The 19,101-nt window shown below is 38.5% G+C and carries 15 protein-coding genes and 1 other RNA gene; 12 read left to right on the forward strand and 4 right to left on the reverse strand.

Going from position 1 to position 19,101, the window contains the following annotated elements:
- Window positions 1-101 precede the first annotated feature (101 nt).
- Window positions 102-1,481 (reverse strand): YihY/virulence factor BrkB family protein, encoded by a 1,380-nt coding sequence (locus AC0UMU_RS12610; protein WP_278715452.1) that lies wholly within the window; start codon window positions 1,479-1,481, stop codon window positions 102-104.
- A gap of 23 nt (window positions 1,482-1,504) precedes the next feature.
- An RNA gene (rnpB, locus tag AC0UMU_RS12615) (RNase P RNA component class A) lies at window positions 1,505-1,850 on the reverse strand.
- A gap of 312 nt (window positions 1,851-2,162) precedes the next feature.
- Between rnpB and AC0UMU_RS12620 the strand changes: the two genes are divergently transcribed.
- From AC0UMU_RS12620 to leuB, 8 genes are all read left to right on the forward strand, one after another.
- Window positions 2,163-3,665, forward strand: coding sequence for a Do family serine endopeptidase (locus tag AC0UMU_RS12620; protein ID WP_009319325.1), 1,503 nt, complete (start codon window positions 2,163-2,165; stop codon window positions 3,663-3,665).
- Window positions 3,666-3,916: 251 nt separating this feature from the next.
- Complete coding sequence (locus tag AC0UMU_RS12625; protein ID WP_009319324.1) at window positions 3,917-4,777, forward strand: sigma-70 family RNA polymerase sigma factor; 861 nt, start codon at window positions 3,917-3,919, stop codon at window positions 4,775-4,777.
- Between the two features lie 90 nt (window positions 4,778-4,867).
- Entirely contained in the window at window positions 4,868-5,467 is a 600-nt protein-coding gene (locus AC0UMU_RS12630) for a hypothetical protein (protein WP_278715449.1), read from the forward strand.
- 346 nt (window positions 5,468-5,813) lie between these two features.
- Window positions 5,814-7,310: a 2-isopropylmalate synthase gene (locus AC0UMU_RS12635; RefSeq protein WP_278715448.1), complete on the forward strand. Its 1,497-nt coding sequence runs from the start codon at window positions 5,814-5,816 to the stop codon at window positions 7,308-7,310.
- Window positions 7,311-7,328: 18 nt separating this feature from the next.
- Entirely contained in the window at window positions 7,329-8,732 is a 1,404-nt protein-coding gene (gene leuC, locus AC0UMU_RS12640; RefSeq protein ID WP_278715446.1) for a 3-isopropylmalate dehydratase large subunit, read from the forward strand.
- 30 nt (window positions 8,733-8,762) lie between these two features.
- Window positions 8,763-9,356, forward strand: coding sequence for a 3-isopropylmalate dehydratase small subunit (gene leuD, locus AC0UMU_RS12645; protein WP_278715445.1), 594 nt, complete (start codon window positions 8,763-8,765; stop codon window positions 9,354-9,356).
- 2 nt (window positions 9,357-9,358) lie between these two features.
- Entirely contained in the window at window positions 9,359-10,903 is a 1,545-nt protein-coding gene (locus AC0UMU_RS12650; RefSeq protein WP_278715443.1) for a hydroxymethylglutaryl-CoA lyase-like TIM-barrel protein, read from the forward strand.
- Window positions 10,904-10,914: 11 nt separating this feature from the next.
- The gene (gene leuB, locus AC0UMU_RS12655; RefSeq protein WP_022389698.1) at window positions 10,915-11,985 is read left to right on the forward strand and encodes a 3-isopropylmalate dehydrogenase; all 1,071 of its coding nucleotides are present in this window, start codon (window positions 10,915-10,917) and stop codon (window positions 11,983-11,985) included.
- A gap of 155 nt (window positions 11,986-12,140) precedes the next feature.
- Here the strand turns inward: leuB and AC0UMU_RS12660 are convergent, their stop codons facing one another.
- A complete protein-coding gene (locus AC0UMU_RS12660) occupies window positions 12,141-12,440 on the reverse strand; it encodes a GNAT family N-acetyltransferase (RefSeq protein ID WP_278715441.1) in 300 nt (99 codons plus the stop codon).
- 79 nt (window positions 12,441-12,519) lie between these two features.
- Window positions 12,520-13,710: an OmpA family protein gene (locus tag AC0UMU_RS12665; protein ID WP_022389787.1), complete on the reverse strand. Its 1,191-nt coding sequence runs from the start codon at window positions 13,708-13,710 to the stop codon at window positions 12,520-12,522.
- Window positions 13,711-14,032: 322 nt separating this feature from the next.
- On the opposite strand from AC0UMU_RS12665, the gene AC0UMU_RS12670 reads away from it, so the two are divergent.
- From AC0UMU_RS12670 to AC0UMU_RS12685, 4 genes are all read left to right on the forward strand, one after another.
- Window positions 14,033-14,857, forward strand: a complete 825-nt coding sequence (locus AC0UMU_RS12670; protein WP_244925469.1) for a murein hydrolase activator EnvC family protein — start codon at window positions 14,033-14,035, stop codon at window positions 14,855-14,857.
- 62 nt (window positions 14,858-14,919) lie between these two features.
- The gene (locus tag AC0UMU_RS12675) at window positions 14,920-16,077 is read left to right on the forward strand and encodes a 1-deoxy-D-xylulose-5-phosphate reductoisomerase (protein ID WP_022389789.1); all 1,158 of its coding nucleotides are present in this window, start codon (window positions 14,920-14,922) and stop codon (window positions 16,075-16,077) included.
- Window positions 16,078-16,104: 27 nt separating this feature from the next.
- Window positions 16,105-17,427 carry an RIP metalloprotease RseP gene (gene rseP, locus AC0UMU_RS12680; RefSeq protein WP_022389790.1) on the forward strand — a complete coding sequence of 441 codons (1,323 nt, stop codon included), beginning with the start codon at window positions 16,105-16,107 and terminating at the stop codon, window positions 17,425-17,427.
- A 14-nt stretch (window positions 17,428-17,441) separates the two neighbouring features.
- Window positions 17,442-18,626, forward strand: a complete 1,185-nt coding sequence (locus AC0UMU_RS12685) for a class I SAM-dependent rRNA methyltransferase (RefSeq protein ID WP_278715438.1) — start codon at window positions 17,442-17,444, stop codon at window positions 18,624-18,626.
- The last annotated feature ends 475 nt before the right edge of the window (window positions 18,627-19,101 follow it).

A 19,101-nucleotide genomic window follows, 5' to 3' on the forward strand; every position in this document is an offset into this window, starting at 1 on the left:
AATATGCACAACTTTTTAAACATAAATCTTTTATAATTTAATTCCGCCAATAGGTAAACAAATCAATAAGAGCCTGCCTATATTTTCCCGATAAAAAAATATTATTTTTCTTGAATTTTTACAGGTAAATCATTAAATGTCAAATCTTTTAAAAGCACTTTACCTGCTGTATCATACATCTGTTCACGTGCCTTCAACAAAGCAACCCAATGCTTGTTATAAAGAGTATCTCTATTAATTTTAAACTGCTCAGAACCCAGCTCATCTATACGCATTAATAATGTTCCTACCGTCATTCCGGAAATATCGGATGCCGGCTGATATGCCAGCAAACGTTCATCATCAGTTGTCGTTTCCCTGACAATCCCTATCTCAATAAGTAAATATAGAACCTGACTGGTAAGCTTAATCGGAATCTGATAAGCCTTACTTATCTGCTGCATTGTCAGAGGTGCCTCTCCGTTTTCAAAACGTTTTACGATCACCGATGCGATCAGCAATACGACAAAATCTTGATATCGACGACTTATATTCTTTGTATCCTGTTCAAAATCATAACTTTCTATATTTTGAGCTGAAAACGAAAGAACCGCACCGAAAAGACAAATCAGCCATGAAAGTTGCATCCATAATAAAAACAACGGTAAAAATGCAAAACTTCCGTAAATAGCATTATACTTCGACACCCATATTTGCCCGCTGATATACAAAAACTGGAAAATCTGAAAAGCCGTACCGCAAATAATACCAGCAATAAAAGCGTTCCAGAATTTAACCTTTGTATTGGGCACTAAAACATATATTCCTGTAAACAATAAACAGGTCAAGAAATAGGGACTAAACGAAATTAGATTTCTTACCAAAGGACTTATAAAATATAAATACGCATTGCTGTCAATACCCGTAGATATAAACAAAGATATACCACTGGAAGCTATCATCAAGACCGGAAGTAAAACAAACATCGAAGTATAATCGGTAATTTTACGATAAAAAGAACGATTTTTCTTTACCTGCCATATATCATTCAACGTACTTTCTACAGTACCCATCAGGCTTATTACCGTCCAAAGTAAAAAGATAATACCGATTCCGACAAATACTCCGCTTTTAGCCTGCGTCAAATAGGCATCGACGAATGAAAGAGCATGTGCAAGCGCTTCCTTTTGAGCTGGAAAATAATCGAACAATTGACTTTGCACAATATTTTGAAAACCAAAACCTTTAGCTATGGCAAACATTAAGGCTAAAGCCGGAACGACAGCTAATAATGTGCTATAGGTAAGTGCCGATGCTTTTGACTGAAGGTCATCTTCTCGAAACCGACGTACTGAAATAAATATAGTCTTTGCCAGATTGATCAACCTACGACGCAACCCCGAAACATCATTCCCGGTAATACGCCACATATCTTCAAATATAAATTTCGATGCGGTGCGAAAGAATGTTACAATCCGGAGTACTATATTATTTTTCGCCATATTTACAACAATCATTGAATAAAAAATACAGCAGAACGATAAGCCGGGTTCTGTACCTTAAAAAAGGCGTCTGTCATTTATCTTATCTTTATGTCGCCATAAAGCTTTAGCGGTTTACCCCCCGACATTGGACGAGCAGCCCTACTGCGTCGGTATACATAACCTTACAACCCATAAGACGTACGGCTTTTCGTGTCACCACGAAAACCGGTGAGCTCTTGCCTCACCTTTTCACCCTTGCTGCAAGCAGCGGTTATTTTCTGTTACGTTACTCTACTCTCACGAATAGCTTCCCGTTAGGAAATATGGTGCTCTATGTTGCCCGGACTTTCCTCACATGTTTCCATGAGCGACAGACTGTCCTGCTGTATATACTTGCAAAGATAATCGATTACCGGCGGTTATCCAAACTGCTGCCCGACAAAAAGAACAATCTTGTGCGATTATAACATTATTATAGAGATGATTGTCTTCATCTATCAGACTTTATGTCAGTTATATCGGTAACTTTGTCGGTTTTCCAGACAACGGTCAGTTAACCCCTGTTAATCACCTAAGAGAGCTATTAAAAGTTTCTAAAAAGAAACAGAGAGAGAAATAACCGCACGGATATTGTATTAAATTTAACGACTCAAACATTTAAAAACAGAGATTTATTAACAAATGAATAACAGAAACGTCATGGAAAATTTCAGCAAAAAACTTATCAGTTTTGCACTCGTGGCTCTCGTTAGTTCCGGAGTATCCATTGGTGCTTACTCCTTTCTAAACCGCTCGAAATCAATAAGCGATAACGCTATTGAGGAAGCCGGAAGCAAATACGCCAAACCCGTAGCTTTTACTCCGGTTTCAAACCGTCCGGCTATTGAAACCGATTTTACAAAAGCGGCGGCCAGTACAGTAAATGCCGTTGTCAGTATAAAATCTACGACATCTGCCAAACAACAACAGCAAGGAATGATGCAAGATCCTTTCTTTGAATTCTTTTTCGGACAAAGAGGGGGTGGAAATATGAAACCTCAACCTCGTGTAGGAATGGGATCGGGAGTAATCCTCACCCCTGATGGTTATATTGTAACGAACAACCATGTAATTGAAGGCGCGGATATATTAGAGGTAACTTTAAATGATAAAAGATCTTTCAATGCTAAAATCATAGGAACAGACCCAAGTACCGATTTGGCTTTAATCAAAATCGAAGCAAAAGATCTTCCGACATTACCTTTCGGAGATTCGGACAAACTACAAGTCGGAGAATGGGTCCTGGCTGTCGGAAATCCATTCCAGCTCTACTCTACTGTTACAGCCGGTATTGTAAGTGCCAAAGCTCGTAGCTTAGGTATGATCAGTACAGGGAAAACCATGGGTATAGAATCTTTTATACAGACTGATGCAGCAGTAAATCCGGGTAATAGCGGAGGCGCTCTTGTAAATACAAATGGAGAATTAGTTGGTATAAACACAGCCATTTATTCCGAAACAGGAGCTTATTCTGGATATTCTTTTGCTATTCCGACAAGTATAGTAAGCAAAGTAATTACCGACTTGAAACAATACGGAACAGTACAACGTGCCGTGCTTGGAGTTATCATCCGCGATATTAATTCAGATCTCGCAAAAGAAAAAGACATTCAGATACAAGATGGTATTTATATAGAAGAAGTCAGCGACCGTAGTGCCGCCATGGAAGCCGGAATAAAGAAAGGAGACATTATCATTGCAATCAACGATGTACCTGTAAAAACTGCTTCTGCATTACAGGAACAGGTAAACCGTTATCGCCCCGGTGATAAAATAAAAGTAACAATTCACAGAGGAAAAGATACTAAAACGCTTTCGGTTACGTTAAAGAATAATCAAGGCAATACCGAAATTACCAAAACAAAAGGTATCGAGAGTCTTGGAGCAGCTTTCAAAGAGTTGAAAGATAATACTAAACGGGAACTAAATATCAGTTCTGGAGTTCAAGTTGTCGGTATCAAAGCCGGAAAATTCCAAAGAGCCGGTATTCGCGACGGATTTATTATTCTTAATATCAACGGTGTCAACGTAAAATCAGTCGATACGATCGAAAGTATTTTCAATGACATCATGAAAGGAAACAGCAGAGATAAAGTCATGTTCATCACCGGTATATATCCGAATGGGAAAACTGGATATTATGCTGTAGATCTTTCGGAATAAAGCATAGTTCTTAAATCAAATCATAAAAGCACAATTTACTGTAATTAAATTTGCAGAATTGTGCTTTTATCTTGGCAAATGGCAAAGAAGATTAATATCGGAAACAAATTATTTCCACCGTACGTTTTGCGAATAGCCAATATGGAAGAAAAGAGTTAGGACAAAATGGAACAAAGTTCTTTTCTTAACCGTAAGGTTTGAGAATTTGTAAAAAAACATTATATTTGCACTCCAAATTTCTAATCTGCAGGATGAGACAATTAAAGATCACAAAATCAATTACCAACAGGGAGAGCGCTTCGCTTGACAAGTACCTTCAGGAAATCGGACGAGAAGACCTGATTACTGTCGAAGAAGAAGTTGAACTTGCCCAGCGCATAAAAAAAGGAGATCGGGTTGCTTTAGAAAAACTAACCCGCGCCAATCTGCGTTTTGTCGTTTCTGTCGCCAAGCAATATCAAAACCAAGGATTAAGTCTTCCCGACCTGATCAACGAAGGAAATTTGGGTTTGATAAAGGCTGCTGAAAAATTTGACGAAACCAGAGGTTTTAAATTTATCTCTTATGCTGTGTGGTGGATACGTCAATCGATTCTTCAGGCTTTAGCAGAACAATCTCGTATCGTACGTCTTCCTCTCAATCAAGTAGGATCGCTGAATAAAATCAGCAAAGCCTTTTCTAAATTTGAACAGGAAAACGAACGGCGTCCTTCTCCTGAAGAATTAGCAGATGAATTGGATATCCCCGTAGACAAAATTTCGGATACAATGAAAGTTTCCGGACGTCACATTTCTGTTGACGCCCCATTTGTCGAAGGAGAAGACAACAGTCTGTTAGACGTGCTTATCAACGATGATTCGCCTATTGCCGACCGGTCATTGATCAATGAGTCCCTCGCTAAAGAAATAGATCGAGCATTAGCTACATTAACCGAAAGAGAAAGTGATATTATCAAAATGTTTTTCGGTATCGGATGTCAAGAAATGACATTGGAAGAAATCGGCGACAAATTCGGCCTCACCAGAGAGCGCGTACGCCAGATCAAAGAAAAAGCCATAAGAAGATTGAGACAAAGTTCTCGTAGCAAACTGCTTAAAACCTACTTAGGATAAGACAAGAAAGAGTGATCCTAAAAAACAAAGAGTGCATTCGGACAATTAACTCCGAATCACTCTTTTTCGTTTGATCTAAAAACCAATACCATGTCTAAAAAAAATTATTTGCTACTCATTCTCACTATTACCGCAATTTTATATTCCTCAGTCACCAACGCTCAAGAAGTAAAAGAGAGGGCGATGGTTGTCTATTCTAAAAAAACAAAAGAACACTCTAAAGCAAAAACGTTCGCAGCATTTACCGATTTCGGAACTTCCCTCTTCATGAGACAAGATCCGGCATATCCCGATTTATCCGAATGTAATGCCAGCTTAGATTTAGATATATCATACGGTTATTTTATCAATAGCTATTTCTACATAGGACCAGGCGCAGGAATACGAGCTTACTTCAGAGAAAATTTTACAATGTTCCCCATATTCGGAGAATTAAGAGGATGTTGGAAACGGACATTTATATATGGCAAAGGAGGATTCAGTTTATCTACTTCAGGGAACAATGACAGAGGAGGAGCATATGCCTCGATCGGTTTAGGAGTCAATTTTATATCTAAAACAAAATACAAACTGTTTCTCAGCATGGGCTATGAATTTCAAGATCACAGACGTAAAGATACCAGCGTATTACGGAAAGAAATATTAACCGGAAAGAATGGCATAGCCATTCGCATTGGCACACAATTCTAAAAAAATAAAGCAGCAATTAATTACAAATCAAAAGAATCACATCTTTACAAATTATATTCTATAAGATTTATATAGAAAAAAAATTCATTTTGTTTTGAATATAAAAAAAGCATTTCTATATTTGCAACCGAAAACGAAGGTATAAATATTTTTCAAATAAACATAAAACTTAATATGAAGCCGTTTGCAATTCTACTACTAGGTTTACAGATTATTATTCTATTGAGAACAATTAATAGGAAGTGAGCCAGTGTACAATAATATAAAGAGATAAATATAAAACCTTTCTCACTTCCAGTGTTGAAAGGTTTTTTTATATAGAAAAATAAAGATAAGAAATAAAATTATGTCTGACAGATTATTCATTTTTGACACTACATTGCGAGACGGAGAACAAGTTCCCGGCTGCCAATTGAATACCGTAGAAAAAATTCAGGTAGCTAAAGCTCTCGAAGGGCTAGGTGTTGATGTTATCGAAGCCGGGTTTCCGGTATCCAGTCCGGGAGATTTCAACTCGGTAGTAGAAATCTCTAAAGCAGTAACGTGGCCTACCATTTGTGCTCTGACACGAGCAGTAGAAAATGATATAAAAGTGGCCGCAGAAGCATTAAAATATGCCAAACACGGACGAATACATACCGGAATAGGTACATCTGATTATCATATCAAATACAAATTCAATTCCACTCGGGAAGAAATCATCGAACGTGCTGTATCGGCGGTCAAATATGCAAAAAAATTTGTAGAAGATGTCCAATTCTACGCAGAAGATGCCGGACGTACAGACAATGAATATTTAGCCCGAGTCATAGAAGCTGTAATAAAAGCCGGCGCTACGGTAGTAAATATACCGGATACTACAGGATATTGCCTTCCGGATGAATTCGGGCGCAAAATACGTTTCTTAAAAGAGAATGTAGAAGGAATCGATAAAGTAACCATAGCTACTCACTGTCATAACGATCTGGGAATGGCCACGGCAAATACAATTTCAGGAATATTGAATGGGGCAAGACAAGCTGAAGTTACTATAAACGGTATCGGAGAACGTGCCGGAAATACATCTTTAGAAGAAGTTGCTATGATTTTTAAGAGCCATCACGATCTCAATATAGAAACTAATATCAATACACAAAAAATATATGGCATAAGTCGTATGGTTTCTAGTTTGATGAATATGCCGGTGCAACCGAACAAAGCTATTGTAGGACGCAACGCATTTGCCCACTCTTCGGGAATACATCAAGATGGAGTCTTGAAAAACCGTGAAAGTTATGAAATCATCGATCCTAAAGATGTCGGTATCGACGAAAATTCAATCGTATTAACCGCCCGTAGCGGACGAGCAGCATTAAAACATCGCCTGCACATTCTCGGAGTCGAACTCGACAAAGAAAAGCTGGATAAGGCATATAGAGATTTTCTGAAACTTGCCGATCGCAAAAAAGATATAAATGATGATGACATATTGATGCTTGTCGGCAAAGACCGTTCGGCAAATGCCCGCATCGCAATCGACTATTTGCAGGTAACTTCAGGTATCGGCATGCGCCCCGTCGCCAGTATCGGACTGAAAATCGCCGGAGAGAAATTTGAAGCGGCAGCTTCCGGTAATGGTCCCGTAGATGCGGCAATAAATGCGGTAAAACAAATAATTCACCGTAAAATGACCGTACAAGAATTCTTAATTCAAGCTATCACAAAGGGAAGTGACGATGTCGGAAAAGTACATATAACAGTTTCTTATGAAGGAGTACACTATTATGGTTTCTCAGCCAATACAGATATTGTAGCAGCATCTGTTGAGGCATTTATCGACGCTATTAATAAATTTATCGTTTAATAAACAACATCATTTATCATGTCTAAAAAAACATTATTCGACAAAATTTGGGATGCACATGTAGTTTCTACTATACAAGGCGGACCCACACAATTATACATCGACAGACATTATTGTCATGAGGTGACCAGTCCTCAAGCATTTAACGGTTTGCGAGAACGTGGATTGAAAGTATTCCGTCCCGACCGTACGACTTGTTCACCTGATCACAATATACCGACATTGAACCAAGACAAACCGATTGCAGACCCCATATCCCGAAACCAAGTAGAAGCTTTAAGTAGAAACGCTAAGGAATTCGGTATTACTCTATACGGACTCGGACACGAAAAGAATGGAATTATTCATGTTATAGGACCGGAAAACGGACTGACACAACCGGGAATGACCATTGTCTGCGGGGACAGCCACACATCTACTCACGGAGCTTTCGGAGCTATTGCATTCGGAATCGGGACAAGCGAAGTCGAGATGGTTCTGGCCACACAATGTATTTTGCAGCCTAAACCCAAAAGAATGAGAATCACTATTAACGGAAAACTTGGAAAAGGGGTTACGGCAAAGGATATAGCTCTCTATGTAATTTCCCGAATGACTACAGGCGGCGCAACCGGTTATTTTGTAGAATTTGCCGGAGAGGCGATTCGCTCACTGAGTATGGAAGGGCGCATGACAGTATGTAACCTAAGTATTGAAATGGGTGCAAGAGGCGGAATGATCGCCCCTGACGAAACGACATTCGCTTATGTCAAAGATAAAGAATTTGCCCCTAAAGGAGAAGAGTGGGAAAAAGCGCTGAAACAGTGGAAAGAACTGTATAGTGATGCCGATGCTGTATTTGATAAAGAGGTATTCTTCGACGCTTCGGATATTGCTCCTCGTATTACTTACGGGACAAATCCCGGAATGGGAATGGGAATACACGATACGATTCCGACATTAGAACAGATTGATGAGGCTGGTAAAATATCTTTTATCAAGTCATTAAATTACATGGGATTCAAACCCGGTGAAAAATTAGAAGGAAAACCAATCGACTATGTATTTCTCGGCAGTTGTACAAACGGACGTATCGAAGATTTCCGAACCTTTGCCGAATTTGTAAAAGGACATAAAAAGGCTGATCATGTAGTCGCATGGTTAGTGCCCGGTTCTTGGGCGGTAGAAAAACAAATCAGGAAAGAAGGATTGGATAAAATCCTGACCGAAGCGGGATTTGAACTTCGTCAGCCCGGGTGCTCTGCTTGTCTTGCAATGAATGACGATAAAATTCCTTCCGGGAAATATGCCATATCTACATCTAACCGAAATTTTGAAGGGAGACAAGGTCCGGGTTCACGAACAATTTTGGCAGGACCTCTTGTCGCGGCAGCGGCTGCTATTACAGGAAAAATTACCGACCCCCGAAATTTTATGCAATAATTATTATATAATCTTTTAGAAATAAAAAATATGACCGATAAATTTAAAACTTTGACCTCTACCTGTATCCCACTCCCTATGGAAAATGTAGATACAGACCAGATAATACCTGCTCGTTTCTTAAAAGCAACTACCCGAGAAGGTTTCGGTGATAACCTGTTCAGAGACTGGCGCTACGATAAAGAAGGAAATCCTATTCCCGGATTTGTATTAAACGATCCCACTTATTCAGGTACTATTTTGGTTGCCGGAAAAAATTTCGGAAGCGGATCAAGTCGAGAACATGCCGCATGGGCTGTCGCCGGATACGGATTCAAGGTTGTCGTTTCAAGTTTTTTTGCCGATATTTTTAAAAACAATGCATTAAACAACTGTGTTCTTCCGGTCGTGGTTTCTGAGAATTTTCTATCAGATCTGTTCGGAGCAATCGCCTCCGACCCGAAAACCACAGTCACAGTAGATCTGGAAAATCAGATAATTACGAACAACTACAATGGCTCTCAAGAATCATTCGAAATAAATCCTTATAAAAAAGATTGCCTGCTTAACGGATATGATGATATAGACTATTTATTAAGCAGAAAGGATAGAATAGAAGCGTGGGAAAAGTCTCAAAACAGATAAATATGCGGCAAATAGAAATACTTGATACGACTCTGCGCGACGGAGAACAAACATCGGGAGTCTCATTCGCAGCTCAGGAAAAGCTCAGTATTGCAAGACTTTTGTTAGAAGAATTACGTGTAGATCGCATTGAAATTGCATCGGCAAGAGTCTCTGAAGGAGAATTCGAAGCTGTAAGAAGAGTGTGTGAATGGGCAGGGAAACGCGGTCACTTGAATAAAGTCGAAATTCTCGGATTTCTGGATAACGGTATTTCTATAAAATGGATTAAGAAAGCCGGAGGAAAAGTTGCGAATTTGCTATGTAAAGGCTCTCTGAAACATTGCACACAACAATTACGGAAATCTCCGGAAGAACATATAGAAGCAATCCGAAAGGAAATCTCTTTCGCAAAAACGAACGGACTTCAAGTAAATATATATCTGGAGGATTGGTCGAATGGTATGTTACATTCTCCCGAATACGTTTTTCAACTTGTAAATGCTCTAAAAAACGAACCTATCGAACGTATCATGCTTCCCGATACTTTAGGGATACTAAACCCTTACTCTTCATACGATTATTGTAAATCAATGATAAATCGTTATCCGGAGATTCGATTCGATTTTCATGCTCACAACGATTACGACCTCGCTGTGGCAAATGTCTATTCTGCAGCAAAGGCCGGAATACAGGGGATTCATTGTACTATAAACGGATTAGGAGAACGTGCCGGCAATGCTCCTTTATCGAGTATATTAGCGGTACTGCACGATCAACTACAAACAAAAACGAATATCGACGAACGTAAAGTAAATCAGGTAAGTCGAGTAGTAGAATCTTACTCCGGCGTACGAATTCCGTCCAACAAACCTGTTATCGGGGAACATGTTTTCACTCAATGTGCTGGAGTGCATGCTGACGGAGACAGTAAAAACAACCTCTACTTTAACGACTTGCTCCCCGAACGTTTCGGACGTACACGAGAATATGCACTTGGAAAAACTTCCGGCAAAGCCAATATCAAAAAAAATCTGGAAGCTCTGGGGATCGAGTTAGATGAAACTTCAATGAAAAAAGTTACAGAACGGATCATTGCTTTAGGTGATAAAAAAGAACAAGTAACTCAGGATGATCTTCCGTATATTATTTCAGATGTTCTGAATCACGACTCAGAAGACCAAAAGATACATTTGCTCAATTATTCACTTTCACTCGCCCAAGGCTTGCATCCGGTCGCAGTCATAAAAATAGAGATTCATGGTGAACAATATGAAGAAACGGCAACAGGAGACGGACAATATGATGCTTTCGTCAAAGCTTTGCGAAAAATATACAAATATCAACTAAAAAAGACATTCCCGATACTCATCAACTATACAGTCGATATTCCACCGGGAGGCCGTACTGATGCATTTGTTCAGACAGTTATTACATGGAATTTCAAAGGCCATACGTTCAAAACCAGAGGCCTTGATGCAGACCAGACAGAAGCAGCCATACAGGCTACTATTAAAATGTTGAACCAAATAGAAAAAATTCAAGATAATATATCAGAAACCGTATAAACAAAAAAATCATGAAATTGAATATTGCCGTATTACCGGGTGACGGTATAGGACCAGAAATCGTAAACGAAGCGTTGAAAGTGACAAAAACCGTATGTGAAAAATTCGGACATGAACTTTCATACAAGCATGCTTTAGTAGGAGCTTGCGCTATCGACAAAACAGGGAATCCTTATCCTGACGAAACTCACGAATTATGTATGCAATCGGATGCTGTATTATTCGGGGCTATCGGAGATCCGAAATATGATAACAATCCGTCTGCCAAAGTCAGACCGGAACAGGGATTACTCGGAATGAGAAAGAAATTAGGATTGTATGCCAATATACGTCCTGTCTCGACATTCGATTCACTTATATACAAATCCCCCTTACGGGCAGACATCGTAAAAGATACCGACCTGATGTGCATTCGAGAATTGACTGGAGGAATCTACTTCGGACGTCCTCAAGGAAGAAGTGAAGACGGAACTATTGCATACGATACATGTGTTTATAGCCGGGAAGAAATAGAAAGAATAGTGCATCTTGCCTACAAATATGCTAAGCAAAGAAATAAAAAAGTTACGGTCGTAGATAAAGCCAATGTTTTGTGTACTTCTCGTTTATGGCGTGAAGTTGCTCAAGAAATAGAAAAACAATATCCTGAAATCACTACCGAATACATGTTTGTCGACAACGCTGCGATGCAACTGATACAATGGCCTAACCGATTCGATGTAATCGTTACCGAAAATATGTTCGGTGATATACTTACCGATGAGGCATCGGTAATTACAGGATCATTAGGTATGCTTCCTTCTGCTTCCATAGGTATTCATACTTCAGTATTCGAACCGATACATGGTTCTTATCCGCAAGCCGCAGGCAAAAATATCGCTAACCCTGTAGCAACGATTTTATCAGCAGCCCTTATGTTCGAATATGCATTTAATCTCATGGATGAAGGCAAAATGATTCGTGAAGCTGTTGATGCTTCGATAGAAGCAGGTATCGTAACAGAAGATTTAGCTCAAAATGGAAAGTCTTATAAAACTTCAGAAGTAGGACAATGGATTGCCGATTATATCAAAAATAAATAATTAAGCTGTATCTATTTTCCAAGACAGGATACCGTCCTTATAAGTAAGATAGTATCCTGTCTTTTAATTATTTAATCTCAAAAATCGCTTAAATTTTCCGATAAAAACATTCTCAAAACTGACTCGTACGAAATTCAAATAGTAATCAAAATAATTTATTCTACTCTAACACCTCTCATAATCAACTTTTTCCACTCCGGATGCTTTTGAATATAACCTGCAATAAAAGGACACAAAGGAACTAATTTCAGATTTTTATGTTCTATGTCCTGTAACACCTTCAACACAAGTTGAGAGGCGATATCTTTTCCTTCTAAAGCAGGAGGGACTTCAGTATGTGTCAGATAAATTTCTCCGTTTTCGGATAAAATATATTCTATCTTCGGAATAAATCCGTCTATTTGAAACTCATACCGACGACTATTCTCATTATTTATCAACTTATAATCTGTCATCTTTTTTCTGTCGTTATTCAAATTTTCTATAAAAAAAGCTGCCCCAAAGAGGACAGCTTTCTATCTAACTATTAAACCTTTATTTTTGAGATGCTGATCCCGAAAATATTACAATACGATTCCAGTTATTATTCTTCGGATAAGGTTGAGTATCACTACCATTAGCAACCATCTTTATTCGGTTAGCGTTAATACCATACTTTTTAGTCAATATATTCACAACCGCATCTGCACGTTTTTTACTCAACTGCATATTGTAAGCCGGTGTTCCGGTTTCTTTATCGGCATATCCGGCTACTGTCACATTACAATTCGGATTTCTCTTCATCCAATCGGCAATATTATAGACATTCACCATCTCTTCTTGTGACACAACAGCACTGTTGATCTTGAAACGAACAACAATCGACAGATCCGGATTACAAGTCTGAACAGGTTCTGGAACTGTAACAACTTCGGTAACAGTGACTTCAGGACATGGCGGACATTCCCGTGCTTCACAAGTCTCTAAAGCAGAACGCAAATTATTTACTTTACCATTCAAATCATTGATAATCATACGGTCAGCATAAGGATCATAAGCTTTGAAACGAGTCTTTCCGAATTTAACGGTAAAACCTCCGATAAGAGAAGCGATAGACTCTACTTGTTTCCCTTCTACAACACCATTAAAATGGTCTCCCATAGCATTTGCCCTACCTTCAAGGAAGAAGTCAAGATAGTGAAATAAACGAAAATTCAGTTTCATACCGATAGACACGGGAAAGGCATATGTCCGATGACCGGCTTCAGGATTTTTGAATGCAAAAGCTCCCCCAATACCAGCAAAGGGAATAATAGATACCACCCGCTTTTCATTATATCCTCCCAAAGTACTAGTAAGATCCCACATCAAATCTCCATAAACAGCTGCATAACGGGTATGATTCATTATCTCTTTTGTCGGCCAATGGGTATGTAAAGACCCGCCCATAGCATTCAACCGAATACCTACATAAGGATTCAACCACTTACCTAAAGCCAAACTCATAGCCAAAGTATAACTGGGATCACCTTTATGCTCGGTAAGAAAAGTCTGAGCACCAGCACCGAGAGACAAATACCAATTATTCCCGACTTTCGGAGCATAATAATAGGGTTTTCCGGGTATCAGTTCAGTAACAGTCACCTCTTCTTCGACCACAGTAACCTGAGCCGACCCGGTTTCAACAAAAGCAAACGATGCTATCGCCGCCAATGCAAATGAGTAAAGAACATGTTTCGTTTTCATTTTCAAATATTTTATTGTTTACAAAATATTGCGTCCGGGACAAAAATTCATATATACCAATAACCGGTTTACCATGAATATCGCGAACAGCGTTGTATTCTTATTGTGACTGTAAAACAAGTTAATGTCAAAATAGGTTCAACATATATTGTTAAAATCATATATTAAAATAAACGAAAGACATTATTTCATAAATAAAGAGAAATGATAAAAAAAAGAAATGCGGTTTCGGATATCGTATTATTTACTAAATTTGCAAGTTCGGGAACGGATATATTCATATATGGCCAAAAGAAATAAATTTAAAGCATTTTGGAAAAAAATGCGATCAAAATATAAGCTTTCCTTCTTCAATGAAAATACATTGGAAGAGGTATGGACTTTTCGTTTGTCCCGATTAGGAGCTTTTCTGTTTTTTTCGGCATTGGTTATCATCATTTTTTCTGGAGCAATGTATCTGATTGTCGGGACTCCGTTAAAAAATTATTTACCCGGATATTTGAAAACCGAAACACGGGTAAAAATTATGGATAATGCATTACGTATCGATTCTTTGAACCAGGCTATGCAATTAAACGACGCATATTTGAAAAATCTAACTAACATACTTACCGGAAATGTCAAAATAGATTCGATACGGAACATCAAAGATTCTCTGCTTTCTTTCCCGACTGATTCTTTTCTGACTCAATCACAGGCTACGACAAGTTTCATGCAACGCTATGAAGAAGAAGAGAAATATAAACTTAATGTGCTTAATCAGACGATTCCGACTGACGGATTTATTTTTTTCGCTCCGATAAAAGGAGTGATCAAACAAAAATTCAATCCGGAAAACAATCACTTCGGCATTGACATTCTTGCCCCGAAACGTGTATCGGTAGCTGCAACCTTAGACGGCACAGTCATTTCGGCAGGGTATACAGTAGATTACGGATATGTAATCGAAATTCAGCATAGCAATAACTTTATATCTATATATAAATATAATGCCGAACTTCTAAAATCTATCGGAGATAAAGTTTCGGGCGGAGAGGTTATCGCTCTTACCGGAAACGGAACAAAGGACTCTTTTCCTCCTCTTGTAGAATTTCAGTTATGGCACATGGGACAGGCTTTGAATCCCGAAGATTATATTGCATTTTAACGACACACAAATAAGATATTGCATCAGTGATAAACAAATCACAGGTGAAAATAAAAAGGAGAATGAAGAAACAACTTGCTATACTGGGTTCTACCGGATCGATCGGCACACAAGCTTTGGAAGTAATTTCAGAGCATTCCGACTTGTTCGAGGTATATGCACTTACCGCTAACAACAATGTGGATCTGCTTATTTTACAAGCACGAAAATTTAGCCCCGAAGTGGTAGTTATCGCTAATGAATCTCTTTATCCTAAACTTAAAGATGCTCTGGAAGACCTGCCGATTAAAGTATATGCAGGACATGACGCCATCGCTCAAATAGTCGAATCAGAACCCATCGACATGGTGCTTACGGCTATGATCGGATATGCTGGTCTATACCCGACCATACGAGCAATAAAGGCCGGCAAGACAATAGCTCTTGCAAATAAAGAAACGTTGGTTGTTGCTGGAGAACTGATAAATCAACTGGCACATGAAAACCGCACACCAATAATACCGGTAGATTCGGAACACTCCGCCATTTTTCAATGTTTAACCGGAGAAATGCATAATCCGATAGACAAAATCATATTAACAGCTTCCGGAGGTCCTTTTCGAACGATGTCAAGACAAGAATTAGAACATGTTACGAAAAAACAAGCATTGAAACATCCCAACTGGAATATGGGTGCTAAAATTACTATAGACTCGGCTTCTATGATGAACAAAGGATTTGAAGTTATCGAGGCCAAATGGCTTTTCAACGTAAAACCAGAACAAATAGAAGTTGTCGTACACCCTCAATCAATTATACATTCCATGATACAATTCGAAGACGGAGCGATAAAAGCTCAATTGGGAACGCCGGATATGAAATTACCGATAAGATATGCGTTTTCTTATCCTAACCGGTTGAAAAACCAGTCTCCTAAGTTAGAATTGTCTCAATATGCACATCTAACATTCGAGCATCCGGATACTACTAAATTCCCCCTTCTAAATTACGCTTATGAAGCAATGAGACTGGGAGGAAATATACCATGTATATTGAATGCTGCAAACGAAGTTGTCGTAGATGCTTTTCTAAAAGATAAAATCGGATTTTTACAAATGGCAGATATTATCGCCGATATAATGCAACAGGTCTCTTTCATAAAATCACCGTCTTACGACGACTATGTATCGACCGATGCAGAAGCACGCCGACTAACACGGGAGAAAATAATATCTTTTTAAAACGAAATAAATTTAGACTAAAAAATAATGGAGACATTTTTAATTAAAGCCTTACAGTTAATATTAAGTTTATCGATTCTTGTCATCGTTCACGAATTCGGACATTTTATTTTCGCCCGAATCTACAAAGTAAGAGTCGAAAAATTCTATCTTTTTTTTAATCCTTGGTTCTCTCTTTTTAAATTCAAGCCTAAGAACAGTGAAACGGAATACGGTATCGGCTGGTTACCATTAGGAGGTTATGTGAAAATAGCCGGTATGATAGACGAGTCTATGGACAAAGAACAACTGGCTCAGCCCGAACAAGAATGGGAATTCAGATCTAAACCCGCCGGGCAACGGCTGATGATCATGATCGCCGGGGTACTGTTCAATTTTATTCTGGCTCTTTTTATCTATTCTATGATAACCTTTACTTGGGGGGAATCTTATCTGCCTTTAAAAAACGCTAAAGCCGGATTATCATTCAGCGAAACAGCACATAAAGCCGGATTTGAAGATGGAGATATCCCCATAAAAGCCGATGGAAAAGAATTGACTACATTATCAGGCGATATGATCCGTAATATTGCTGAAGCTAAAAATGTAGAAGTCATCCGTAACGGTAAAACAGAAACAATCACCATGCCGGATGAATTTATGTTAAAATTAATCGGGGCAAACGAAAAATTCGCTTCGTTCCGAAATCCTGTAGTAGTTAAAGAAGCAATAAAAGGGAACGGAGCAATCGAAGCCGGACTGCAAAGCGGAGACAGCCTGACTGCTATAAATGGGAAAGCGATTCCGGATATTCCGATTATGCTCGATTTATTAAATCAAAACAAAGGGAAAAACGTAAATATCACATTTTACCGAGACGGACAAGAACAAAACGCCTCTGTGGCAGTAGATAAAAACGGTAAAATAGGTATAAGCCTCACTCCTATTTACGAAATATATCCTCTTGTAACAAAACATTTTGGATTTTGGGAATCATTCCCTGTCGGCATATCTAAAGGATTCTCTACTCTAAAAAGTTATGTAAGTGATCTCAAATATATTTTTACTAAAGAAGGGGCAAATAGTTTAGGCGGATTCGGAACAATCGGAAGCATATTTCCCCCTGTATGGAATTGGCAGGCATTCTGGGAAATGACAGCATTTCTCTCTATAATCCTTGCATTCATGAACATACTTCCGATTCCGGCTCTTGACGGAGGACATGTATTATTTTTATTATACGAAGTTATTGCCCGTCGAAAACCGAATGAGAAATTTATGGAGTATGCACAAATCACAGGTATGGCACTGTTGTTCGGTTTATTGATATATGCTAACGGAAATGACTTATTCCGATTTATTTTTAAATAACCTTACATACAAAAATGAATTATACCAAAGTCATATTAAAGCCAGGAAAAGAAGAGTCTCTTAAACGCTTTCATCCATGGGTATTCTCCGGAGCAATCCATCATTTTGAAAAACAACCGGAAGAGGGTGATATTATCGAAGTTACAGATTATAAAGGGAATTTCATTGCTATAGGACACTACCAAATCGGCAGTATAGCGGTAAGAATACTCTCTTTCGAACAAGAAATTATCGATAAAGAGTTTTTTAAGAAACGGTTACAAGTTGCTTATAATCTGCGGAACAGCATCGGACTCAATCGGAGAGAACAAAATAATACATATCGTCTTGTACATGGAGAAGGAGATCTTCTTCCCGGTCTAATCATAGATATTTATGACAAAACCGCCGTAATGCAAGCACACGATCCCGGTATGCATTTTGCCCGACATATTCTTGCCGAAGCATTAACCGATGTAATGGGTGAACAAATAAAAAATGTATATTACAAATCAGAAACCACACTCCCTTACAAAGCGCAACTCGACCCGGAAAATGAATATTTGATCGGAGGCGATGCCGGGAATATAGCAATAGAAAACGGATTAAAATTTCATGTAGACTGGTTAAAAGGACAAAAAACCGGTTTCTTTGTCGATCAACGGGAAAACCGATCATTACTCGAACATTATTCTAAAGATCGTTCGGTATTGAACATGTTCTGTTATACTGGAGGATTCTCATTCTATGCCATGCGAGGCGGAGCTAAACTTGTTCACTCGGTCGATAGTTCTGCCAAAGCGATAGACCTGACTTGTAAAAATGTAGAGCTGAATTTTCCCGGAGACAGACGGCACGAAGCTTTCGCAGAAGATGCATTCAAATATCTCGACAGAATGGGAGATCAGTATGATCTGATCATTCTCGATCCTCCGGCTTTTGCCAAACATAAAAATGTTTTGCACAACGCTTTGCAAGGATACCGAAAACTTAATGCAAAAGCTTTTGAAAAAATAAAACCGGGGGGCATTCTTTTCACATTCTCCTGTTCGCAAGTCGTTACTAAAGAAAATTTCCGGTTAGCTGTATTCAGTGCAGCAGCTCAATCTAAAAGACGTGTACGAATACTGCATCAATTGACACAACCGGCAGACCATCCAGTAAATATTTATCACCCCGAAGGCGAATATTTAAAAGGGTTAGTCCTATATGTAGAATAAATTGCATTGATTCTTTAGAAACTGTCTAAAAATATTCGAATAAATAAAAGGTGTACACCTGTCGTGTACACCTTTTACTATTATACCCACTTCATACTTCAAAAGATTTATCAAACAATAATCTTTATAAATCAAAAAATAAGCGTATCTAATACACTAATATCAAAAAACATGTTAAATAGCATACAAAATTTTGTACGATCCCTTGCCGTATTAAATATTATCTCTACATTTGCACTGTGTTTTTCATGGTATTAGATTTAAGGTTAACGAAGATTGGTTGTCGAGATGACAACCTTTTCTTTTTATATATATGCCACAAATTTTGAAAACAGCTTATAATGCTAACCCCCTAAAAAAACAAAACGGTTACAAGATAATCCTCGCAACCGTTTTTCAGTATATAAACTATATTGTCAATTATCTCGACACTCTACCCGAAGCATCACCGCTCATCAGTTTCTCGACTTCTTCT

Source organism: Coprobacter fastidiosus (assembly GCF_982245605.1).